Raw genomic sequence first — 21,380 nt, 5'->3', positions numbered from 1 at the left:
GCATACCGTCGCTTCGACCTCTTCCGATTCTCCTCAATTCCATTCCCGCACCGGCGCGATGAGCGCTCACCTCCATGGGTGACGTCGGCGCATCCGGCACGTCCACCGGCGTTACAAAACGACACATCCCCAACACCCTCGTAGCACCTGCTACGCGAGGCCGTCGTTAGACTGGCATCAACGGTTCGACGACAGGCTCACACCGACGGCAACGTTCGAAGCGCTACCGAACCCATCCGACTCACCGGCTTCATTGCCACCGCGCGCGTAGTGTCGATTGCATCCCGCATCCTGCTGCGAGCGCTCATGGAGGACACCATGAAACGCATTCTGATCATCGCTGCCCTCGGCGCCGCCGCCGCAGTCGCATCGACCGCTGCCTCGGCTCGTGTGGACGTCGGCCTCTACCTCGGCGTGCCCGCACCTGTCGTGGCTGCGCCGGTCTATGTCGCGCCGCAGCCGGTGTACGTGGCACCGCAACCGGTATATCGCGCGCCGCAACCGGTCGTGTACTACGGTCGCGATCGCTGGGACGACTGGCGCGAGCGCCGTTGGGAACACCGTCGCTGGGAAGAGCGTCATGATCGCGGCTGGCACCGTGGCTGGTAATCTCCACAGCCTCTACGGCCTGTAGTACCGATGTAGTACCGGATGTCTCACGACATCCTGATCGAACGAAGAACGAAGCGGCCCGCCGGTTGGCGTCGGCGGGCTTTTTAAGCGGGAAGCGGCGCCGTCGCTTTCCGCGTTCTTTTGTCCGCTTCACGTCAGCTTCACATCCGCTTTACATCTGCTTTACATCCGCCTCACGTCATCGCGACATCCCGCAATTCCCGCTTCATCCATTCGACGAAAGCCCGCGTGCGCGACGGCAACAGGCGCGCATGCGGATAGACGATGCTGACCGGCCGCGCGGGCCCTTCGAAGTCCGTCAGCACACGCACCAGCCGCCCGTCAGCCAATGCCCCCGCCACCTGATACGACAGGAAGCAGCCGTAGCCAACGCCATCGATGCACGCCTCGACCGCCGTCATCCCGTGACTGATTTCGAGATTGCCGTCGACCGCAACGACCGACTCTCGCCCGCCCTCCCAGAAGCGCCACTGACCGTAGCCGCCGCCGTGCGACAGGATGCAGTTCTTGCCGATCAGCTCGCGCGGATGCTTCACGTCCCCCTGCTCTGCGATGCACGACGGACTCGCCACCACCACGCGACGAATCGCACCGATGCCCTGCGCCACGAGCGTGGAATCCTCCAGCGGCGAGATGCGGATACCGACGTCGATGCCCTCCTCCCACAGATTCACCACGCGATCGTTGAGCATGAGGCGGCACTTCACTGCCGGATAGGCCCGAAGGAACCGGTACAACGCGGGCGCCACATGCAACTGCCCGAACAGCACCGGCGCGGTGACGACAAGCGTGCCCGTCGGCGCTTCGTGACGCGCCGCCAGCCGCGCCTCGGCCTCGTGCAACGCGCTCAGGATCTGACGGCAGGTGTCGAGATACGTCCGCCCCTCTTCGGTGAGCGCGATACGGCGCGTGGTGCGATTGAGCAAGCGCACGTCGAGCGACGTTTCCAGCGCCGCCAGCGTGCGAACCACGGCGGGGAGAGAGGAATCGAGCGCGCGCGCCGCCGCACTCAGGCTGCCCTGATCGACGATGGCCACGAACGTCTGCATTGCGCGAAGTTTGTCCATGCGTCGCATCATTACTCCGATTTTCGGAGTAGTCAAATCAGGTTGACGCCATTTATCCGGAAATCGGCGAGATGGACAATGCGTTTATCGCGTGACGGTTCTGACGCCAGCATCCGCACGTTCCCTATGTTCTTGCCAACGGAGATGCCCTATGACCCGCCCCGCCGACACCCATGCCCACGCTCCCGCTCGCCCGATCCGTCTGTACCGGTTCGCGCTGTCGGGTCATTGCCATCGCGTCGAGCTGATGCTCCGGCTGCTCGATCTGCCGTATGAGACGGTCGACGTCGATCTCGGGTCCGGTGAACACAAGCAGCCCCCTTACCTCGCCATCAACCCGTTCGGTCAGGTGCCCGCGATCGACGACGACGGCGTGGTGCTCGCCGATTCCAACGCGATCCTCGTCTATCTCGCGAATCGCTACGACGCCACGCACGCGTGGTTGCCGCAGGATGCCGTGGCGGCCGCCCACGTGCAGCGCTGGCTGTCCGTCGCCGCCGGGGATCTCGCCTTTGGTGCGGCCGCCGCGCGGGTGGCCGTAGTGTTCAACCGCGACGTCGACACGACCGCGATGATCGAGCGCGGCGTGCTGCTGCTCACGCGTCTGGAAGCGCATCTGAGCGGGCCGAAGGCAACGGCGTTCGTCACCGCTGACACGCCGACGATTGCCGATATCGCGCTGTACACGTATCTGGCGCACGCCCCGGAAGGCAACGTCTCGCTCCAGCCGTATCCCGCCGTACGCGCCTGGCTGGCCCGCATCGAAGCGATGCCGCGTTTCGTACCGATGGCCCCCACGGCCTGCGGTCTGAATGCGCTTGCCGCCTGAGCGCAGGTTCGGCCGCCCCCTCCGGCCGGATGTCGCCTGAACTGAAGGAGAGACTCATGAACGCCCCCGCCCCGACACCGCTTCAACTCGAATCGCCGTTCCATGCCGGCGAGATCTACGTGCAGACGCTGGCCGGCTCACGTGAAGCGATGGCGGAAATCGGCGGGCGCGTGATTCGTCTCGCGATGCCGGATCAGCATCGTCAGTTCTTCGGGCAATTGCCGTTTGTCGTAATGGGCGCGCTCGATGCCGACGATCAACCGTGGGCCACGTTGTTGAGCGGCACGCCCGGCTTTGCCCACTCGCCCGACCCGACGCTGCTGCGCGTGAATGCGTTTGCGCCGCCGACCGATCCGCTCTACGGCGCGGTGCGGCAGGGGGCGTCGGTCGGGTTACTCGGCATCGAGCCGTCGACGCGCCGTCGCAATCGCATGAATGGCACCGTCGAGGAAGTCGATACGCAAGGCTTTACGCTGCGCGTTGCGCAAAGCTTCGGAAATTGCCCGCAGTACATCCGCAAGCGAGAGATCACACCGCAGGAACATGACGCGCCGCCCGTGGCCGAGCCGTCGCAGACCTCGCTCGACGACGAAGCCCAGTGGCAGATCGCCAGCGCCGACACGTTCTTCATCGCGACGCATTACGCGGGAGACGGTGCGACGCAACGCAGCGCAGGCACCGACGTCTCGCATCGCGGCGGCAAGCCGGGGTTCGTGCGCGTGGAGGATGCGAACACGCTGATGTGGCCCGACTTTCGCGGCAATTCGTTCTACAACACGCTCGGCAACCTGCACGTCAATCCGCGCGCGGGGCTGGTGTTCGTCGACTTCGCATCGGGCGATTTTCTGCACGTCGCCGGCGATGCCGAGGTGCTCTGGCACGACGAAGCCGAAAGCGGGTTCGAAGGCGCGCTGCGACTGGTGCGTCTGCACGTGCGTGAAGTGCGGCGCGTGCGCGGTGCGCTGCCCGCCGCGTGGCGCGACGGCGAGGCGTCGCCCAGCGTCGAGCGCACTGGCGACTGGCCGACCGCCTGAGACTACCGGACGCGCGCTTGCTCGTTCAGAGTCCGCCGTGTAAAGTGTGTCCACGCCCGTCGAGTGACGGGCGTTACCTTTCTTTTCATCGATCCATGACCGCTGACTCGTCCATCCGCCTCGCCGTATCGCCGCCGCAACGCGGTGCGAGCGCACGGCTGCGCGGACGTTTTGCGGCCGTCGCGCCTCCCCCGCCGTCCGGCGTGGCACCGCCCGCTGTGGTGGTCGTCAGCGCCGTAGTGGCCTGACGCCACGTCTGGCGCGCCGGGTGTTCGTCACCCGGCACAACACCTTTTCATCTGAATATCAGTTCTGTCCCGCCTGTCTGCGCGTTGCGTCAGACGCGATGACGTTGCTTTGCACGAATCGGTTCACTGCAATGCCTTGATGCCTTGATGCATCAAGGCGTGGGCGAGTCGATACGTCGATGTCAGCACGCCGGCGCACGCGCCATGCACGTGGCCGACGCAGCGGCAGCACGAGGGGGACAGGCTGCACTGGGGAAGATCGATGCAACTCGATGGTCTCGCGTGGCGCCGACACGGCGCAACGCTCTTGTTCGTTCTGCTTTGGAGCGGCGGCGCACTGGCCGCCAAATGGGGGCTGACGCATGCGTCGGCGTTTGCCTTTCTCGTGATTCGTCTGGGCGTGGCGCTCGCCGCACTGACGCTCATCGCCCTCACGAGACGCCAATGGTGGCCCGCCGCCGGTACGCGATGGCAGGTCGCCGGCACGGGCGTATTGCTGATCGGCGGCTACCAGGCTGCGTATCTGCTCGCGCTGGCCAACGGCATCACCCCGGGGGCGCTGGCGACGGTGCTCGGCGTCCAGCCGATTCTCACGCTGGTGGCGCTGGAGCGACGTCACAGTGCGCGCCGTCTGCTGGGTCTTGCCGTCGCGCTCGCCGGGCTGGCGCTCGTCGTCGCCCAGAGTCTGATGTCCGCCCGGCTTTCGGCAGCGGGATCGATCTGGGCGCTGAGCGCACTCGCCTGCATGACGCTCGGCACGCTCGCGCAGAAGGGCTCGCGGCAGACACCCCTCGACGTGCTGCCCTTGCAGTACGCCGTGGGGCTGGCGCTGGCGTTGCTCGTCGCACCGACGCAGCCGTGGCACATCGACGGCACCGTCGGCTTCTGGCTGCCCCTGCTCTACATGGGACTGGTGATTTCGGTAGGCGCCACGCTGTTGCTCTACCGGATGATCGCCTCCGGCAATCTCGTGACCGTCACCAGCCTGTTCTATCTGGTGCCCGTGGTCACGGCGCTGCTCGACTGGGGCATCTTCGGCCATCGCCCGACGGCGCTGGCGGTCGCAGGCACCGGCGCGATCCTGCTGGGGCTTCGGTTGGCGCTTCGGTAGTCGGGGACGATGGCGGCGGACGCGGGCGCGGACGTTTCGTGTCCCACGTCCGCCAGATCGGAAGCCCGGAAGACGTGAGCGCCGACTATGGGGATATCGCTGTCGGACATGGCATCACGCCATCTCGGCTAAGATTGTCGGCTTCAGGGTGACAATGCGGATAGAAATCCGTGCGTTGTCACCCGCGTCCCCCCTCATGCTTTCTCTCACTGTTTCTGACGACGGAAATCGGACCGATGGATCTGCTCGACGACATGCGTATCTTCGTCACCGCCGTAGACGCCATGAGCTTTACCGGCGCGGCAGCAAAGCTCGGCCTGTCGAAGCAGTTCGTGAGCCGTCGCATCTCCTCGCTGGAGCAGTCGCTCGGCGCTCGCCTGCTGCTGCGCACGACGCGGCGGCTGTCGGTGACCGACCTTGGACGGATCTATTACGAGCGGGCAAAGCGCATCATCGACGACGTCGAAGCCGCGAATCTGGCGGTGAGCAGTCAGGGAGAACGCCCGCGCGGCAATCTGCGGGTCTCCGCGCCGATGTCCTTCGGCACAATGTTCCTCGGCTCGGTGATCCCCTCGTTTCTCACGACGTATCCGGACGTCACGATCGAACTGGAACTGAACGACCGCACCGTCGACATCATCGGCGAAGGCTACGACGTGGCGGTGCGCATCGGCGCGCTCGCCGATTCGTCGCTGATCGCCCGGACGGTCGCGCCCATGCGGATGGTCACCTGCGCCAGCCCGCGCTATCTGGACGTTCACGGCGCGCCGCAAACCCCGGAAGACCTGCGCGATCACGCGCTGCTGCCCTACGGCCATAGCCAGCGGGTGAACTGGCATTACGCGCGCGACGGGCATCCGCTGGAAATTCCGGTGTCCGGACGTCTTCGCGTGAACAACGGCGAACTGGCGCGCGACGCCGCCGCCGCCGGGCTGGGCTTGACCTGGCTGCCGGTGTTCATCGTCGCGCCGGCCTTGCTGGGCGGGCGTCTCGTGACGGTGCTCGACGACTTCGAGCCCACGCCGTCGTCGATTTATGTCGTCTACCCGCAGCATCGTCAGGCATCGCTCGTGATCCGGGCGTTTTCGGACTTCCTGGCGTCTGCATGCAGCGTGGCCGGCACGCAGTGGTAACCGGGTGCGACGCGACGCCACGCGATGAAAGGATGACATCGCTGGAATGCAGTCCCGGCGTGCGGGAAAAGCGCCGGGAAGCCGGACAAAGCGGCACGAATCGCCCATCAGACTTGACCATCCCTAGTCCGGACGGGGATACTTGACAGGTTAAAAACCCAGCTTTTTCACGCCGATGACCACGATTCTGCAACACATCCCCACGGGACAACGGGTCGGCATCGCCTTTTCGGGCGGTCTCGACACCAGCGCTGCGCTGCTTTGGATGCGCCAAAAGGGCGCGATTCCCTACGCTTACACGGCCAATCTGGGTCAGCCGGACGAACCTGATTACGAAGATATCCCGCGCCGCGCGATGGGTTACGGCGCCGAGAACGCCCGCCTGATCGACTGCCGTGCGCAACTCGTGGCCGAAGGCATCGCCGCCCTGCAATCGGGCGCGTTCCACATCTCGACCGCCGGCGTCACGTACTTCAACACCACGCCGATCGGCCGCGCCGTCACGGGCACGATGCTCGTGGCCGCCATGAAGGAAGATGGCGTCAACATCTGGGGCGACGGCAGCACGTACAAGGGCAATGACATCGAGCGTTTCTATCGCTACGGTCTCTTGACCAACCCGGGTCTGCAAATCTACAAGCCGTGGCTGGATCAGACGTTCATCGACGAACTCGGTGGCCGTAAGGAAATGTCGGAATTCCTGATCGCCAACGGTTTCGACTACAAGATGTCGGTCGAGAAGGCCTATTCGACGGACTCGAACATGCTCGGCGCCACACACGAAGCCAAGGATCTCGAGCACCTGAATTCGGGCATCAAGATCGTGCAGCCGATCATGGGCGTGCCGTTCTGGCGCGACGATTGCGCGATCAAGGCCGAGGAAGTCACGGTTCGCTTCGAAGAAGGCCAGCCGGTGGCGTTGAACGGCAAGACGTTCGCCAACGCTGTCGAACTCTTCGAAGAAGCCAACCGCATCGGTGGCCGTCATGGTCTGGGTATGAGCGACCAGATCGAGAACCGCATCATCGAAGCGAAGAGCCGCGGCATCTACGAAGCCCCGGGCCTGGCGTTGCTGTTCATCGCCTACGAACGTCTCGTGACGGGCATCCACAACGAAGACACCATCGAGCAGTACCGCGAGAACGGCCGTCGTCTGGGCCGTCTGCTGTATCAGGGCCGTTGGTTTGACCCGCAGGCCATCATGCTGCGCGAGACGGCACAACGCTGGGTGGCGCGCGCCGTCACCGGCGAAGTGACGATCGAACTGCGTCGCGGCAACGACTATTCGCTGCTGAACACGACCTCGCCGAACCTGACGTACAAGCCGGAACGCCTGACGATGGAAAAGGGCGATTCGGTCTTCACGCCGCTCGACCGTATCGGCCAGCTCACGATGCGCACGCTCGACATCGTCGACACGCGTGAGAAGCTGATGACGTACGCGAAGGCTGGTCTGCTCACGTCGACGAGCGACGACGCGCTGCCGCAGCTCGAAGGCAAGAAGGACTGAGACCCACCAACGTATCGCGCCTCCCGGTGAGGTCGCGATGCGTCTGTATCGTCTGCCGCAACAGGCGGTGCGCCCCGTAAGGGACGCACCGCCTTTGTTTTTTGGTCTGTCACGGTTGACGCGCTAAGATAGCGACAAAAATAGGCGGCATCCCAAATTAGTTCAAACCCTCCCGCATTCGGGGTGCGTGTCGTCCTCCGGCTGTCGGGACGCGCGCATGCGATGGAGACTCTCGTTGGTACGTCTGATTCTGTTATTGCTTGGCGTGAATTACCTGCGCCGCCGGGCTCGTGCGCTGATCTGGATCGGCGCGATCTTCTTTGCCTTCGGCCTGGCGCTGATCGTTGATGCGCTCGACGGCGTGGTGCATTTCCCGCTCAAGGTCTTCGCGTGGCTGCTGCTGCTCGAAGGGCTGGCGACGCTTGCCATCGCGACCATCGGTGTGGGCGGTCAGCGGCTCGTGCGCGGGCTCAAAGGCGGTACGTTCACGGTCGCGGCATTGCTCGTACTCGTCTTCCATCAGTTCAATGGCAACTTCTGGCTGTCGATGCTGTTCGGCACGCTGTTCCTCGCCGACGGCCTGCTGCAATGCGTGGCGGCTTACGTGGTGCGCTATCCGCGCTGGATCTGGGCGATGGTCGGCGGCCTGCTGGAAATCGGCGTAGCGATCTTCTTCTACCAGCCGTATCCCACGCACTACAAGGGCACGCTGCCGTACGCCATCGGACTGGGCCTCGTCTTCACCGGGTGGAACGTGCTCGTGCTCGCCATGCGCGCGCGACGCATGCGTGGCGACTTCCGCGTGGAGCAGATTCTCGGCAGCCCGGAAGACAAGCGCCGCCTGTGGCGCGATCGTCCTCGCGCCCCGCGTTGGGACGGTCCGCCCACGGACGCCGAACCCGCGCTGACGGTGCACGTCTGGACGCCGTCGGGGTCCTCCAAAGCCCCTGCGCGTCGGCATCCGGTGATCGATCGCTATATCGCTGCCGTCGACAAGAATGGTGTGATTTCGACCGGCCACGCTGCACTAGAGAGCCACGAGGGAATCTATGTGAGTCTCTACCCCGCGAAGGAAATCGACCGTTCGCCGGATCAGTTCGGACAGTTGCTGCGCGCCACCCGCGAGAACGACGTGCCCGGCACGTTCCAGCCGGACTACGCAACCGAATCGAAGGCCTGGTGTCCGTCGACGGTCAAGGTTCGCATTCGCAATTACAGTCCGCAGCAATTGGCCGCTTTCTGGCAGACATACCAGCGCAACGCCACGTATAACCTCACGCACCGCAACTGTTCGAGCAGTGTGGCCAAGGCGCTCGAAGCCGCTATCGAGGGTCGTGTGGGGCAATTGCAGAACGGCGCCGATGCCGGCTGGTGGACGTTCGTCCGGCTGTGGCTCACGCCGGAGCTGTGGGTCGCGGCGCAACTGCGCAAGCGCGCCAAGACCATGGCGTGGACGCCGGGTCTGGTGCTGGACTATGCGCGCGCGGTGAGCATGCTCGTCGATCCGCGTCCGTTCGGCTGGATCACCATGACGTCGCTGGCGCTGCGCCGGATGCGTCGCTCGCGCCGTGCGTGGCGCGAGGCCGAGCAGGCCGCAGCAACGCAGGCCCAAGGCGGTCAGGCATCGCACGGTTGATGTGTGCCGCAGGGCGCCTCGACGTGTTTAATCGCGCTTGATCGCGGCCGATCGCACTCAGTCGCATCCGGTCGCGCCCGAGTGCCCCGGGGCGCGAACGTCACGGTCGGGGACGCATCGATTCGGCATTATTAAGACTTTCACAGGGGGACGGTGTAACGTCACCCGTATTGGCCACGCAAGAGCAGCAGGCATCCGGGCAGTGCGCGAGCGCTGCTCGCCCAAGCATCCCGCATCATCCAATACGAGGACAGTTCAACATGTTCAACCGCCTGTGGCGCTATGTCAGCGCCGCGCTGTTCGCCAGTCTGGTCATCGGCCGTGCCGCACATGCGATTACGCCCGAGGCCGCTCCCGTCACCATTCCGCACGGCGCGATCGTCGAACGGCAACCGCTCAATCCCGACTACGGACTCGCGGAAGCCAGCGCGCAGTTCAAGATCCGCTATAGCTCCATCGATGGGGTCGGCGGCATCGAAGCCCGCGAGGACACCGGCGCTGTCTTCCTGCCCAAGGGGCCGACACCGCCGGGCGGCTGGCCGGTCGTCCTCTGGGCGCACGGCACGGTCGGCATCGCCAGCACTTGTGCCCCGTCGCTCAATGTCCGCAGCCCGCGCGACATTCAATATCTCGACACCTGGCTATCGCTCGGCTTCGCCGTGGTGGCGCCGGACTACGCGGGCCTCGGCTCGCCGGGGCTGCATCACTATCTGAATTCGCGGGCCGAAGCGTACAGCGTGCTCGACAGCCTGCTAGCCGCACGCAGCGTCTTCCCGTTACAGAACCGCGTGGTGCTCATCGGGCAGTCGCAAGGGGCCCACGCCGCGTTCGCCGCCGCGGGATACCAGCCGCAGTACGCACCGGACGTCAAAGTCGTCGCGACGATCCTGACCGGCACGCCGTATTTCAACGCGCAAACGTCGGCCAGCAAGCTGTTCTCGGGTCAGCCCGACCCGGGCGCGCCGGACCCGAAGATTCCATACGCGATGTACATTTTCCTGTCGGCCGCCGACCGCGATCCGTCGCTGAACCCGGCGAAGTACTTCTCGCCGCAGGCGCTGCCGGTCCTCAACGAAGCGCGCACGCTGTGCATCGACACGCTGACCGACCATTCCACTGCCGCCGGACTGAACGCCGGTAACAGCATGCAGCCGGACATTCAGAAGTTGCTGGACAGTCAAACGCCGTCACTGCGCTACCCGACGCTGCGCATCCAGCATCCGGTGTTCATCGGCATGGGATCGGAAGATATCGACGTGCCGCTCATCATGCAGCAGGCCTTCGCCCGCGACGTCACTAAAGCCGGCACGAAGACGCTCGTGCGCGTCTATCAGGGACTGGATCACGATGCGACGGTCAACCCGTCGCTGCGCGACTCCGTACCGTTCCTGCTGCACCTGATGGCAACGAAGAAGGGTGCACGCGCACAATAACTAGAGGCATGACTCGGATTTCTCCGGGGGGACTCTTTGAGCAGCACGGCGACACCGAAAATAACTCATTGTTTTCATGATGATTATTTTCCGTTGCACATACGCAACAAGCGGACACTTACGTAAAAATACATATGGTGCATCGCAACACGTCGTCCTATACTGAACTCGTCTCCTCCATGTCTCCTCCTGATATGGATTAAGCCCGCAACGCGCGGGCTTTCTTTTTTTCTGCGGTCAGTCGATCGCGGCAGCGCACGCATCCGTCGGCGCGGCCAGCACACCCCCAACCCCCGGAATGATCTTCAAGCCGGCCGAAGCCACCCGGCACGGTGCCGCCAGCAATCCGCATCCCGCCACCGACGTCACGAACGGCAGAATCGCGAACAGTGCCCACCAGCGGCGCCAGTTGCGCGGCGCAGGTTTCGACATCGACGCGTCGGCGCGGTCGAACACGGCCGACGGGATGGGCGGTTGCGGGTCTTGCGGGTCATGCGCGTCAGTCTTCACAAAGTGACGGGCGTGCAGGGTCGCGATGGCCTTACGGCTCATCGTAGGATACGTAGTCATCGGGGGGCGTCCTGAGTCGGGCTAGGTGCCGGAAAACCGGCGGTTCTGGTAAATCGTCAAATCAATTTGTCTGTATGCCGGTGTTCGGCGGAAAACGCTTTCAAATTGCGCGCCTGACACACCGCCTCTGCGCGATACCTCATTCGGCAGATCAGTTCAGCACCTCAATGAGGCACATCAGTTCGGCACAACAATGCCGACGGATTTCGCCAGCGGCACAGGCGAAATGCCCGAGGAGCCGCGGAAGGGTTCGTCGAGATTGACGATCAGCGCAATCACCATGCCGATCGCACCCATGTGCATCGCGACGATCACGTTGCTCTTCCACGAGCCCGGATATCGACCATTCATCGCCATTGCCGCGAGCATGAACAGCGAGATCACCCACCAGAACACGCCGGGCACCGTCTTCGTCGAATTCTCGAAGCGTCCCTGCCTCGCCTCTTCCAGACGGTCGAGCAATGTGCGAATCGAACTGGCGCTGTCCTCATGTCGGGCGATCACCCGGCGCGTCGCACCGACGAATGCCGTGAGCGCCGTCTCGGTATCCGGCGAAAGCTCAGGGTCGGCGGTACTCAACGTCTTCCATTCATCGGTCACGGCAGACGCCACATAGCCACGCAGCAATACGCGCGCCGACTTGGCATCGTCGTCGCCAACGGCCTTCAATTCACGATCGAGCCGACGAACCACCGACGCCTCGTGCAGTGCCTGATCGTCGGCATGCCCAAGATTCGCCCGCACATCCGTCAGCACGTGGGCCAGCACGAACACGATGAAGGCCAGCAGGCTGCCGTGGACCACGTCGGCCACGGAGCCGCGCACTTCGGACGGATCCTTCAACCGGTCGAACAGCGTGACGCGTGCCAGCCAGGCGACAACAACGGCAAGCAATGCCGTGCCCATCGCCATGCAGACGAGCAACAAGCCCATCGGCAACAACGTCATCTGATCCACCACCCGCTGCATTCACGTCTCCCGGATTTCATCGTGATCATGCTTTCCGAAACTTTTCCGACGGTCGAGGCGCAGTGCTCCGCCGCCGATGCGGCGACTATACCTGATGCACGAAAGACGGCAACTTTAGAAAATTTCCGCGCCTCACCGTCGAAACGTGCCGAAAGTTTCCCGTGCTTTCCAGGCGCGGTTGCGGAACGTCTGCGACGCACTGCCGCCACGTATCCGAGGAATCCCCGAGCCGATGATGTCGGCATGCGCGCGGCGTCAGAGCGGTTTTGTGAGCAGCACCGTTGTCAAACCGCTGTCCCATTCTTCGTCGGGATACATGGCGACCTCGGCGTACCCGTGTCGCCCGTAAAAAGCGCGGCTTTGCGTATTGAAGGTGTCGGTCTCGAGGCGCGCCACCCGATGCCCCTGCGCGCGCATTTGCGTTTCGGCGTGCGCCAGCAGCAACGCCCCAATGCCCCGGCGCTGCTGCGATGGCGACACGTGCAGCGCGTCGATGAAGTCGCCGACCGCATGCACCATGCCGATAACGTCCTCATCCGCCCCCTGCGGCACCGCGACGACGAACTCAGCCCAATGGGCCTGCACGTAGGCGCGCGTGCGTTCACCTGATGCTAACGTCGCGGCAATCTCAGCGCGCAGCACGGGCGCCCACGTCGAGAAATAAGTCTGCATGAGCAGTTGAGTCAGCGCGTCGACATCCGATGCTCGCCCCTCGCGCAGCACGATCTGCGCCGTCATCTCACGTCCAGGCATTACGAAGTTTCCTCGCCACATCGATATGCACCTTCACGTCGCCGACGGGGCCGCGCGGCATCTCGTCCTCGCGCGGTTTCGGGAAGATGTCGTAGAGCGGCAGCATCTTGTCGGAGACGAAGCGACTGCGTGTGCCGTACACATGACGGTCGCCCAAGCCGGTTTGCTGGTGTACATAGAACCGCTGCGGCACGACTAACTGCAACGACTCTTTGGCGCGTGTCATCGCCACATAGAGCAGACGTCGCTCCTCCTCGATGTCCTCGTCGTCCCCCGTACTCATGTCGGACGGAATACAGCCGTCGACCACATTGAGCACATAGACCGAATGCCACTCCTGCCCCTTCGCGCTGTGGATCGTCGAGAGAATCAGATAGTCCTCGTCGAGCAACGGCGGCCCCGATTGCGCGCTGGTGGCATCGGGCGGATCGAGCGTGAGTTCCGTGAGGAACTGCTCGCGCGAGCCGTAGGTATTGGCAATACGCGCCAGTTGCTCGAGATCAGCCTGACGCACCGCCGCGTCGTCGAAACGCTGTGTGAGCAACGGCGCATACCAGCGCAACGCGAGATCGACGTCCGCCGGCCACGCGAGCCGCGTGTCGTGCAACGTCATGTAGACATCGACGAACGCTTTCCACTCCGCAGTCGCTGCCGCCGGTGGCTTGAACGCCGCCAGCACCTGTGCCGGTGTCGCGGATTGCGCCATGGCGTCGAGCAACCGGGTGGCGCTCACCGGGCCGATGCCGGGAATCAACTGCGCGACGCGGAACCCCGACAAGCGGCTCGCCGGATTGTGCGCCCAACGCAGGATCGACAGCATGTCCTTCACGTGTGCGGCTTCGAGAAACTTCAAGCCGCCGAACTTCACGAACGGAATATTGCGACGCGTGAGTTCCAGTTCCAGCGCGGCGCTGTGGCTGCCGGTACGGAACAACACCGCTTGCTGCGTGAGCCGGATGCCGGTTTCCCGTTGCGCAAGCACTTGATCCGCGACCCAGCGCGCCTGCCCCGAGTCATCGCTGACATTCACGAGCTGCGGCAACCGCGTCGACTGCCGGTCGGTCCACAAGGCCTTGGCATAACGCTCGCTCGACTCCGCAATGACGGCATTCGAGGCATCCAGAATCGGCTGCGTCGACCGATAATTGCGCTCCAGCGTGACCACGTGCGCGGGTTCGGCGAACTGGCCGGGAAAATCCAGGATGTTGCGGATCGTGGCGGCGCGAAACGCGTAGATCGACTGCGCGTCGTCGCCCACGACGGTGAGGCCGCGTCCCTGCGGCTTCATCGACAGCAGAATCTGCGCCTGTAGACGGTTGGTGTCCTGGTACTCGTCGACGAGCACGTGATCGAAGCGGCTATCGAGTTCACGCGCCAGCGCCGGGGCCGCCATCGTCTCCGCCCAATACAGCAGCAGATCGTCGTAATCGAGCACATGCTGCGCCTGCTTGGCGTCGACGTAAGCCCCGAAGAGTTGCTTGAGTTGCGCTTCCCACTGAGCACACCACGGAAAATGTTTCGCCAGCACTTCGTCCAGCGGCGCCTGACTGTTCACTACGCGCGAGTAGATCGACAGACACGTGCCCTTGAGCGGGAAGCGCGACTGCGTGGCGGAGAACCCGAGATCGTGACGCACCAGCCCAAGCAGATCCTCGGCGTCGCTGCGATCGTGGATGGTGAACGCTTCCGACAGGCCAATGCGCGGCGCGAAATCGCGCAGCAACCGTGCACCGATGGCGTGAAACGTGCCGGCCCACGGTAGCGACGGCGGCTGGGATGACGCCAGCCCCAACACCTTTTGCAGCACCGCGCCCACGCGCCGCTCCATCTCCCCTGCCGCGCGTCGCGAGAACGTGAGCAACAGAATGCGGTTGGGATCGGCGCCGCGCACGATCAGATTGGCCACCCGATGCGCGAGCGTACTCGTCTTGCCCGAACCTGCCCCGGCGATGACGAGCAACGGCCCGCCCGGCGTGCCGTCGTCGCCCACGCCATAGTCGACCGCTTCGCGCTGGCGGTCATTGAGTTCGGCCCACGGATCGCAGGCGGCGGCGGACGATGGTTCTGACATGCGAGGTGAAAAACGGAGAAGGTACGCTCGAAGAGTACTGTATATTTATACATTATAACGACGAGCCCAACGCCCATCGAGTCTTCGCGGAAATTCGCGACGAATCACCGTCGTCTCCCTCCCAAGCGCCCAACAGGCAAGCCATCCGCCGACACGATGACGATCCGCACCGGCACCTCCTCCTGGACCGACCCGACGCTCATCGCGTGCCGACGGTTCTACCCGCCGGGCGTCGATACGCCGGAGGCACGGTTGCGCCATTACGCCTCGCAGTTCGATCTGGTGGAAGTCGACAGCAGCTATTACCGCTTGCCGGACGCCGCCGTCGCCTGGCGCTGGACGCAGCGCACGCCCCCATCGTTTCACTTTCACATCAAGGCGTTTCGCGCGTTCACGGGGCATACCACGCCGGTGAGCGCCCTGCCGACGGATATCGCACGGGCCCTGGGATCACGCATCGCCACGGGAGGATCATCACCGACATCGCCGACGCAGGACACGCAGATCGCGCCCGGCGATATCCCGGCCGAATTGCGCGACGAACTCTGGCGCCGTTATCTCGAAGCCATCGAGCCCCTGCGCCAGAGCGGGCAACTTTCGGCCATCCACTTTCAGTTCTCGCCCCGCGTCCGGAACGACCGGGCCGGGCGCGCACTCGTCTTCGAGACGGCGCAACGGCTGGACGGCGAGCGGCACGCCATCGAATTCCGCCATCGCAGCTGGTTCGATTCGCCGTCGCGAGAGACGGCCACGCTCGCCATGCTGCGCGAAACGGGTGCCGCGCACACGATCGTCGACAGCCCGACGGGCTTCGACAACACCGTACCTGCCGTGTGGGCTACGACGCGCGACGACCTGTGCGTCGTCCGTCTGCATGGCCGGAACGCGGCAGCGTGGAATCGACGAGGCATCACCGCCTCTTCGGGACGCTTCGTCTACGAATACAGCGCGAGCGAGCTGATCGACATTTCCGCCCGTGTGGCGCGCATCGCTGCCCTCGCCGACGACACGCACGTGCTCTTCAACACCAACCACGAAGATCAGGGCATGAAGAACGCATCGGCGTTCCAGCGCGCCCTTACCGACCTTGCGCGCCTCGGACGATAGCGCTATCGGTCCGCAAACCGCCTGACGTCAAACGCGGGGCAGGCTGTCGCTCGGGTCGACGGCGACCGTGTCCCTGGACGCGACGCCCGTACGCAGCATCCTGCGCCACGCAGGCACATCCGCAAGCCGCGTGCCTTCAGGTACCGGACCATGTTTGCTGTGCCCGACCCGTTGCGCGCGATAGATCCCCGTGTGTCCCGAGCAGAGATACGCCAGTACGCAGGCGAGCGCCGCATATCCACCAATCTGCGGACCGAAGATTTCGATGGCCATCAATGTCGACGCGATCGGCGTATTGGCCGCCCCCGCGAAGACCGCAACGAAACCGATGCCCGCCAGAATCGGTGCAGGCAGCGCCAGCACGTGAGACAGCGCGTTGCCCATCGTCGCGCCGATGTAGAACAACGGGGTCACTTCGCCGCCCTTGAATCCGGCGCCCAGCGTCACGACCGTAAAGACAAGCTTGCCGAGAAAGTCGTACCACGGCAGCGACGTATGGAATGCGTCGACGATGGTCGGGATGCCCAGCCCCAGATACTGCGGCGTGCCCAGCATCGTGACGGCAATCGCCACCGCCAGACCGCCCAGCAGCGGACGCAGCGGTGCGTAGGCCACACGACGCTTCATGAAAGCGGACGTCGCGTGGGTCGCCTGCGCGAAGGCCATGCCGACCAGTCCGCAAAGCACGCCGGCCGCCGCCGCGCTGAACGCCCCCGAGAGGGTCATCGATGCGCCGAATGCCGAGGGGGCAATCGTATAGACGGTGTGATGCACGCCCCAGGCGTGCGTGACGGCGTCGCCCACGAGTGCGGCGACGAGACATGGCAGCAAGGCGTCATAGCGCAAGCGGCCGATCGCCAGCACCTCCAGCCCGAAAATGGCCCCCGCGAGCGGCGTACCGAACACCGAGGCGAAGCCCGCCGCGATCCCCGACATCAGCAGCACGCGACGTTGCTCGCCGGACAATCGGAAAACGTGCGTGAGCTGATCGGCCAGCGCGCCGCCCATCTGGACGGCGGTGCCTTCGCGTCCGGCGGAGCCGCCGAACAGATGCGTCATGACCGTACCGAACAGCACGAGCGGCGCCATGCGCAACGGCACTACCCGCCGGGGATCGTGGATTTCGTCGATCAGCAGATTGTTACCCGCCTCGACGCTCGCGCCGAGCCGAAGGTAGAGCCAGCCGACGGCGAAGCCCCCGAGAGGCAGCCCCCAGAGCAGCCAGGGATGGGCGAGGCGCGTGTCGGTCGCGAGATCCAGGGCGACGAGAAACAGCGCGGAAGCACTGCCGGCCATCACCCCGACGAGCGCGGCCAGCAAGCTGGCGTGGGCGGCACGCGGGATGACACCGAACAGGTCACGCAATGGAGAGTCGTGGAACATCTTCATGGTTGCAAACATCGTGAATCGCGGCGTACGACGCCGTCGACAACATGCCTGAACGCGACAGAAAGGGGAAACGCGGGGTGACTTCGTGGGGAACGAGAAAATCGCCCGTCCGCATAGCCCGCAACCTCCCGGCACGCCAGGATCTTGCAGGCATCATCAGCCCCGGGGCGGGGCGGTTTGCGAAACGAACGCCGGAGGTATGCCATCTCCGTGCAGCAGACGCCATGCTATCAGGAAGCGAGCGCACTCACAATGCGCGACATTTTTCGACGATATCTCAGACGAAATGCCGAACCGCATCGGCGGATTCCGATAAATCGGCCGGTTGCCGTTCTGCCTGCGCCAACGCCCCTAGAATCGCCTTCAGCTTCACGGAGGACAGCATGGTCGCAGACAGGGAATACATCGAACGGGTGAAGGGGTATGGGTGGGAGGAAGTTGCTGGGTTGTGGCGCGACGTCAAACAATGTTCGACACCGGGTTGGGATGCGGGAAGAGCGTTGGAATACCTCGTGCTCAAAGGCTTCGAGCTTAGTGGGGCGAAGGTCAGGTGGCCGTTCCGGGTGCGGCACGAGGATCGGAGGATCATCGAGCAGGTCGACGGCATGATCTATTCCGGCGGCATCGCCGCCATTGTCGAGTGCAAGGACTATTCGAAGCCGTCGACACGGACGAAGCGAGCCGCGAACAAGGAGCCGATCGCAACATTGCTCGCGCATCTCACGCGTCGCCCGTCGTCGTTGATCGGTTGTCTGTTCGTCAGCGGCAACTATTCGGACACCGCGCGCAATCTGGTCAATTCGATCAAGCCCGCCACGATTCTTTGCTGGACAGGCGACGACATCGAATTCTGTCTGGCGCAGCGGGATTTCGCCTTGGGACTGAAACGCAAATACCGCGCGTGCATGGAAGAAGGCGCGCATTGCATGAGCTGTGCGAACTAAGGAGACGCGTTCATGGACTTACGAAGCATTGTTTGCCCCTCCAATGACGCGATTGCGTTCCTTCAGGCATGGTTGCCCGAAACCCTTGTCGAGACGTCGCGCTTTTATTGCCCCAGCTCGTTGAGTGACGTCCCTTCGACGGCGGGCGACGTCATTTATCTCCGGCAACTTCAGACGCTCGTGATTCATGACGTTCACTCGACGCACTCTGGCGTCATCGACGATCAGGAGGATCGCATCAAGGACGTGCTGACCATCAACGCGTCGAGCGAGCAGTTCGAGGTCGTGGTCGTCGCGCCGACGCTCTTCATCATGCTCTTCGAATCGCAAACGATATTCGGCACGGTCTTCGGCGAGCATGCGACCGAATACTTGCACTTGATGGGAAGCTACGATCCCGAACGTGCCATTCAGGAGGCGGACACCAGTGTGGCCAGGATAATCGATGGCCTGGACGCGTCCATGCGGGAACAACTCCGGGCGACGCCCACGGCGACCCGGATTCTCGCGGGCATTGCCACCCTGGACGCCAAACCTTTCACCCATGAAAACGGCGGGGACTATGTCGTGCATCGTCGCCCGCCGTCACTCCGTCAGTGGGAGTAGTGGGTTTACTTCTTCGCGTCCTTCACCGCTTTCTCGATACGCGCGCCGACGTCCGGATCGATCTGCTTCCAGTAGTCGAATGCGCGTTCAAGCACCGGACTGCGCACGCCACCGAGCAACGCGCCCGAAACGGTCTCGACCAGCCGCGTGCGCGACGCGTCGTCGAACACATGGCGCACGAGGTCGCCGGGTTGCGAGAAGTCGTCGTCGTCCTTGTGCAGGGTGTAGGCGCTGCGCACCATCGGACCATCCGACTCCCAGCCGTCGTCGGCCGCGCCCGTCTGATCGGCATACGGACGGCCGCCGCTGTTCGGCACGTACACCGGCGCGTTGCCGCTATGCTCGTAAGCCATGTGGCCGTCGAACATATAGGTCTGCACCGGCACCTTCGGGCGATTCACCGGCAGTTGATGGAAGTTCGTGCCGATGCGATTGCGTTGGGCATCGTTGTAAGCGAAGGCCCGACCGAGCAACATCTTGTCCGGCGAAAGGCCGATACCCGGCACGGTGTTGCCCGGCGAGAACGCGGCCTGCTCGATCTGCGCGAAGAAGTTTTCCGGATTGCGGTTGAGCGTCATCTTGCCCACCTTGATCAGCGGATAGTCCTTGTGCGACCACGTCTTCGTCAGATCGAACGGATTGAAGCGATACGCTTTCGCGTCCGCGTAGGGCATCACCTGCACCGACAGGATCCAGCTCGGGTTGTCGCCGCGCGCGATGGCGTCGAACAGGTCGCGACGATGGAAGTCAGCGTCCTCGCCCGACATCTTGGCCGCTTCGGCGTTGGAGAAGAACTCCATGCCCTGCTGCGTGTGGAAGTGATATTTGACCCAGAATTTCTCGCCCTGCGCATTGACCCACATGTAGGTATGCGAACCATAGCCGTTCATGTGACGCCAGGTGCGCGGCAATCCTCGGTCACCCATCAGATAGGTCACCTGATGCGCGGACTCCGGATTGTTGGTCCAGAAGTCCCATTGCATGTGGTTGTCGCGCAGCCCCGAATCCGGCAGACGCTTCTGGCTGCGGATGAAGTGCGGAAACTTCATCGGGTCACGTACGAAGAACACCGGGGTGTTGTTGCCGACGAGATCGTAGTTGCCTTCGTCGGTGTAGAACTTCAGGGAGAAACCGCGCACGTCGCGCCAGGTGTCGGGGCTACCGGCTTCGCCCGCGACCGTGGAGAAACGCGCGAGCATGTCGACCTTGGCGCCCTTCCTGAACAGCGAGGCCTTGGTGTACTTGCTCACATCTTCCGTGGTTTCGAAGATACCAAAGGCGCCGGCGCCCTTGGCGTGAGGTTGACGCTCCGGGACCTTTTCCCGGTTGAAGTGCGCCATCTGCTCAAGGAAGTGAACGTCGTGCAGCAGGAGGGGGCCGTCTGCACCGACCGATAACGTGTTCCGGTCGCTTGCCGCCGGGGCGCCTGCTCCGGTTGTCGAACCGGTGTCCAGACGTTCTTTCTCTTTGCTCATACATACCTCCGACATGAAGGTGGGTGGGGAGAGGGAGAGAATTGGAGTCAGCTATATCGCAAGTCGTTCAAAGCATAATACAAGACGACGAATTTCACCCCCCCCCACGACGGTTACAGCGTCGAGAACCCCACCGTCCACCACGATTTCCGCACCGAGCATGTAGCGCGAATCGTCGCTCGCGAGGAATAGCGCCGCACGTGCAATGTCTTGCGCCGTGCCGAGTCGACCGACCGGAATCCGCGACGCCGGTTGCTGCTTCGCGTGCGCATTCTCTTCCGGCGTCGCTCCCCGACGGTCCAGAATCGGCGTATCGATCGCGCCCGGGCTCACGGCGTTCACCCGAATGCGGCGTGCCAGCAATTCGCTCGACCAGGTGCGCGCCAACGAGCGAACCGCCGCTTTCGACGCCGAGAGCATCGACATTCCCGGCGTTCCCACCTCGTTGAGCCACGACGTATTGAGAATCACCGACGCGCCACCGCTGAGTATCAGCGCCATCGCTTGCATTGACAGAAACACGCCCTTCACGTTGATGTCCATCAACGTGTCGTACTGCGCTTCGGTCGTATCAGCCAGCGGCGTCGCGTAAGCGACTCCCGCGTTGGGAAAGAAGATGTCGAGCGAACCGAGTGCCTGAACGACTTCGTCGCGGATACGGTGCAGGTCGTCGACGCGACGAACGTCACCAAGGATGGGCACGACGCGCTCACCCGACGATTGCCGCAGCGCCTCCATGCGCGCCTCATCGCGGCCGACGACGGCCACGCGCGCCCCCTCCTCCACGAACAATCGCGTCGTAGCCAGACCGATACCGCTCGTCGCGCCCGTGATGAGCGCACTCCAGTCTTTCATGACAAGG

General features: G+C 63.8%; 20 protein-coding genes and 1 riboswitch. Of the genes, 12 read left to right on the top strand and 8 right to left on the bottom strand.

Going from position 1 to position 21,380, the window contains the following annotated elements; translation table 11 throughout:
* The first annotated feature begins 318 nt into the window (after positions 1-318).
* Entirely contained in the window at positions 319-609 is a 291-nt protein-coding gene (locus PCA20602_RS08865; RefSeq protein ID WP_150720893.1) for a hypothetical protein, read from the top strand.
* A 197-nt stretch (positions 610-806) separates the two neighbouring features.
* Here the strand turns inward: PCA20602_RS08865 and PCA20602_RS08860 are convergent, their stop codons facing one another.
* Positions 807-1,700 carry a LysR family transcriptional regulator gene (locus PCA20602_RS08860; protein WP_150720892.1) on the bottom strand — a complete coding sequence of 298 codons (894 nt, stop codon included), beginning with the start codon at positions 1,698-1,700 and terminating at the stop codon, positions 807-809.
* Between the two features lie 151 nt (positions 1,701-1,851).
* On the opposite strand from PCA20602_RS08860, the gene PCA20602_RS08855 reads away from it, so the two are divergent.
* From PCA20602_RS08855 to PCA20602_RS08825, 8 genes are all read left to right on the top strand, one after another.
* Positions 1,852-2,529, top strand: a complete 678-nt coding sequence (locus PCA20602_RS08855) for a glutathione S-transferase family protein (protein WP_150720891.1) — start codon at positions 1,852-1,854, stop codon at positions 2,527-2,529.
* 56 nt (positions 2,530-2,585) lie between these two features.
* Positions 2,586-3,563: a pyridoxamine 5'-phosphate oxidase family protein gene (locus PCA20602_RS08850; protein WP_246182091.1), complete on the top strand. Its 978-nt coding sequence runs from the start codon at positions 2,586-2,588 to the stop codon at positions 3,561-3,563.
* Between the two features lie 95 nt (positions 3,564-3,658).
* A complete protein-coding gene (locus tag PCA20602_RS25585) occupies positions 3,659-3,811 on the top strand; it encodes a hypothetical protein (RefSeq protein ID WP_174980921.1) in 153 nt (50 codons plus the stop codon).
* Between the two features lie 262 nt (positions 3,812-4,073).
* Positions 4,074-4,922, top strand: a complete 849-nt coding sequence (locus PCA20602_RS08845; protein WP_069342110.1) for a DMT family transporter — start codon at positions 4,074-4,076, stop codon at positions 4,920-4,922.
* Between the two features lie 236 nt (positions 4,923-5,158).
* Positions 5,159-6,055: a LysR family transcriptional regulator gene (locus tag PCA20602_RS08840; RefSeq protein WP_150720890.1), complete on the top strand. Its 897-nt coding sequence runs from the start codon at positions 5,159-5,161 to the stop codon at positions 6,053-6,055.
* 175 nt (positions 6,056-6,230) lie between these two features.
* Entirely contained in the window at positions 6,231-7,565 is a 1,335-nt protein-coding gene (gene argG / locus PCA20602_RS08835; RefSeq protein WP_150720889.1) for an argininosuccinate synthase, read from the top strand.
* 235 nt (positions 7,566-7,800) lie between these two features.
* Complete coding sequence (locus tag PCA20602_RS08830) at positions 7,801-9,201, top strand: HdeD family acid-resistance protein (RefSeq protein ID WP_150720888.1); 1,401 nt, start codon at positions 7,801-7,803, stop codon at positions 9,199-9,201.
* Between the two features lie 260 nt (positions 9,202-9,461).
* A complete protein-coding gene (locus tag PCA20602_RS08825) occupies positions 9,462-10,634 on the top strand; it encodes an alpha/beta fold hydrolase (protein WP_150720887.1) in 1,173 nt (390 codons plus the stop codon).
* Positions 10,635-10,871: 237 nt separating this feature from the next.
* Here PCA20602_RS08825 and PCA20602_RS26270 read toward each other — a convergent pair whose 3' ends face one another.
* The 4 genes from PCA20602_RS26270 to PCA20602_RS08805 all read right to left on the bottom strand — a co-directional run bounded on the left by PCA20602_RS26270 (position 10,872) and on the right by PCA20602_RS08805 (position 14,997).
* Positions 10,872-11,066 (bottom strand): DUF6726 family protein, encoded by a 195-nt coding sequence (locus tag PCA20602_RS26270; protein WP_343032058.1) that lies wholly within the window; start codon positions 11,064-11,066, stop codon positions 10,872-10,874.
* Between the two features lie 315 nt (positions 11,067-11,381).
* Complete coding sequence (locus PCA20602_RS08815) at positions 11,382-12,173, bottom strand: bestrophin-like domain (protein WP_150720885.1); 792 nt, start codon at positions 12,171-12,173, stop codon at positions 11,382-11,384.
* A gap of 255 nt (positions 12,174-12,428) precedes the next feature.
* Positions 12,429-12,911: a GNAT family N-acetyltransferase gene (locus PCA20602_RS08810; RefSeq protein ID WP_150720884.1), complete on the bottom strand. Its 483-nt coding sequence runs from the start codon at positions 12,909-12,911 to the stop codon at positions 12,429-12,431.
* A gap of 1 nt (position 12,912) precedes the next feature.
* Complete coding sequence (locus tag PCA20602_RS08805) at positions 12,913-14,997, bottom strand: ATP-dependent helicase (RefSeq protein WP_150720883.1); 2,085 nt, start codon at positions 14,995-14,997, stop codon at positions 12,913-12,915.
* A 156-nt stretch (positions 14,998-15,153) separates the two neighbouring features.
* Between PCA20602_RS08805 and PCA20602_RS08800 the strand changes: the two genes are divergently transcribed.
* Positions 15,154-16,104, top strand: coding sequence for a DUF72 domain-containing protein (locus tag PCA20602_RS08800; protein WP_150720882.1), 951 nt, complete (start codon positions 15,154-15,156; stop codon positions 16,102-16,104).
* A gap of 27 nt (positions 16,105-16,131) precedes the next feature.
* On the opposite strand, the gene PCA20602_RS08795 is transcribed toward PCA20602_RS08800, so the two are convergent.
* On the bottom strand, positions 16,132-17,505 hold the full coding sequence (locus tag PCA20602_RS08795) for a voltage-gated chloride channel family protein (protein ID WP_246182090.1): 1,374 nt from the start codon (positions 17,503-17,505) through the stop codon (positions 16,132-16,134).
* Between the two features lie 128 nt (positions 17,506-17,633).
* Positions 17,634-17,712: riboswitch (Fluoride riboswitch) on the bottom strand.
* Positions 17,713-17,717: 5 nt separating this feature from the next.
* Between PCA20602_RS08795 and PCA20602_RS08790 the strand changes: the two genes are divergently transcribed.
* Positions 17,718-18,437 carry a hypothetical protein gene (locus PCA20602_RS08790; protein ID WP_246182089.1) on the top strand — a complete coding sequence of 240 codons (720 nt, stop codon included), beginning with the start codon at positions 17,718-17,720 and terminating at the stop codon, positions 18,435-18,437.
* 246 nt (positions 18,438-18,683) lie between these two features.
* Positions 18,684-19,043: a hypothetical protein gene (locus PCA20602_RS08785; protein WP_150720880.1), complete on the top strand. Its 360-nt coding sequence runs from the start codon at positions 18,684-18,686 to the stop codon at positions 19,041-19,043.
* A 5-nt stretch (positions 19,044-19,048) separates the two neighbouring features.
* Here the strand turns inward: PCA20602_RS08785 and PCA20602_RS08780 are convergent, their stop codons facing one another.
* Entirely contained in the window at positions 19,049-20,518 is a 1,470-nt protein-coding gene (locus PCA20602_RS08780; RefSeq protein ID WP_150720879.1) for a catalase, read from the bottom strand.
* A 51-nt stretch (positions 20,519-20,569) separates the two neighbouring features.
* Complete coding sequence (locus PCA20602_RS08775; RefSeq protein ID WP_150720878.1) at positions 20,570-21,373, bottom strand: SDR family oxidoreductase; 804 nt, start codon at positions 21,371-21,373, stop codon at positions 20,570-20,572.
* Positions 21,374-21,380: the final 7 nt, after the last annotated feature.

The sequence above is a fragment of the Pandoraea capi genome (genome assembly GCF_902459735.1).
GTDB lineage: Bacteria > Pseudomonadota > Gammaproteobacteria > Burkholderiales > Burkholderiaceae > Pandoraea > Pandoraea capi.
Note: the sequence above shows the minus strand (reverse complement) of the source record. Positions and strands in the feature narration are given on the sequence as shown.

What these genes read in the sequence shown, in the direction of transcription:
- PCA20602_RS08865 (WP_150720893.1), top strand. Translation starts at nt 319, where the DNA reads ATGAAACGCATTCTGATCATCGCTGCCCTCGGCGCCGCCGCCGCAGTC.
- PCA20602_RS08860 (WP_150720892.1), bottom strand. Translation starts at nt 1,700, where the DNA reads ATGGACAAACTTCGCGCAATGCAGACGTTCGTGGCCATCGTCGATCAG.
- PCA20602_RS08855 (WP_150720891.1), top strand. Translation starts at nt 1,852, where the DNA reads ATGACCCGCCCCGCCGACACCCATGCCCACGCTCCCGCTCGCCCGATC.
- PCA20602_RS08850 (WP_246182091.1), top strand. Translation starts at nt 2,586, where the DNA reads ATGAACGCCCCCGCCCCGACACCGCTTCAACTCGAATCGCCGTTCCAT.
- PCA20602_RS25585 (WP_174980921.1), top strand. Translation starts at nt 3,659, where the DNA reads ATGACCGCTGACTCGTCCATCCGCCTCGCCGTATCGCCGCCGCAACGC.
- PCA20602_RS08845 (WP_069342110.1), top strand. Translation starts at nt 4,074, where the DNA reads ATGCAACTCGATGGTCTCGCGTGGCGCCGACACGGCGCAACGCTCTTG.
- PCA20602_RS08840 (WP_150720890.1), top strand. Translation starts at nt 5,159, where the DNA reads ATGGATCTGCTCGACGACATGCGTATCTTCGTCACCGCCGTAGACGCC.
- argG (WP_150720889.1), top strand. Translation starts at nt 6,231, where the DNA reads ATGACCACGATTCTGCAACACATCCCCACGGGACAACGGGTCGGCATC.
- PCA20602_RS08825 (WP_150720887.1), top strand. Translation starts at nt 9,462, where the DNA reads ATGTTCAACCGCCTGTGGCGCTATGTCAGCGCCGCGCTGTTCGCCAGT.
- PCA20602_RS26270 (WP_343032058.1), bottom strand. Translation starts at nt 11,066, where the DNA reads ATGTCGAAACCTGCGCCGCGCAACTGGCGCCGCTGGTGGGCACTGTTC.
- PCA20602_RS08815 (WP_150720885.1), bottom strand. Translation starts at nt 12,173, where the DNA reads ATGCAGCGGGTGGTGGATCAGATGACGTTGTTGCCGATGGGCTTGTTG.
- PCA20602_RS08810 (WP_150720884.1), bottom strand. Translation starts at nt 12,911, where the DNA reads ATGACGGCGCAGATCGTGCTGCGCGAGGGGCGAGCATCGGATGTCGAC.
- PCA20602_RS08805 (WP_150720883.1), bottom strand. Translation starts at nt 14,997, where the DNA reads ATGTCAGAACCATCGTCCGCCGCCGCCTGCGATCCGTGGGCCGAACTC.
- PCA20602_RS08800 (WP_150720882.1), top strand. Translation starts at nt 15,154, where the DNA reads ATGACGATCCGCACCGGCACCTCCTCCTGGACCGACCCGACGCTCATC.
- PCA20602_RS08795 (WP_246182090.1), bottom strand. Translation starts at nt 17,505, where the DNA reads ATGTTTGCAACCATGAAGATGTTCCACGACTCTCCATTGCGTGACCTG.
- PCA20602_RS08790 (WP_246182089.1), top strand. Translation starts at nt 17,718, where the DNA reads ATGCTATCAGGAAGCGAGCGCACTCACAATGCGCGACATTTTTCGACG.
- PCA20602_RS08780 (WP_150720879.1), bottom strand. Translation starts at nt 20,518, where the DNA reads ATGAGCAAAGAGAAAGAACGTCTGGACACCGGTTCGACAACCGGAGCA.
- PCA20602_RS08775 (WP_150720878.1), bottom strand. Translation starts at nt 21,373, where the DNA reads ATGAAAGACTGGAGTGCGCTCATCACGGGCGCGACGAGCGGTATCGGT.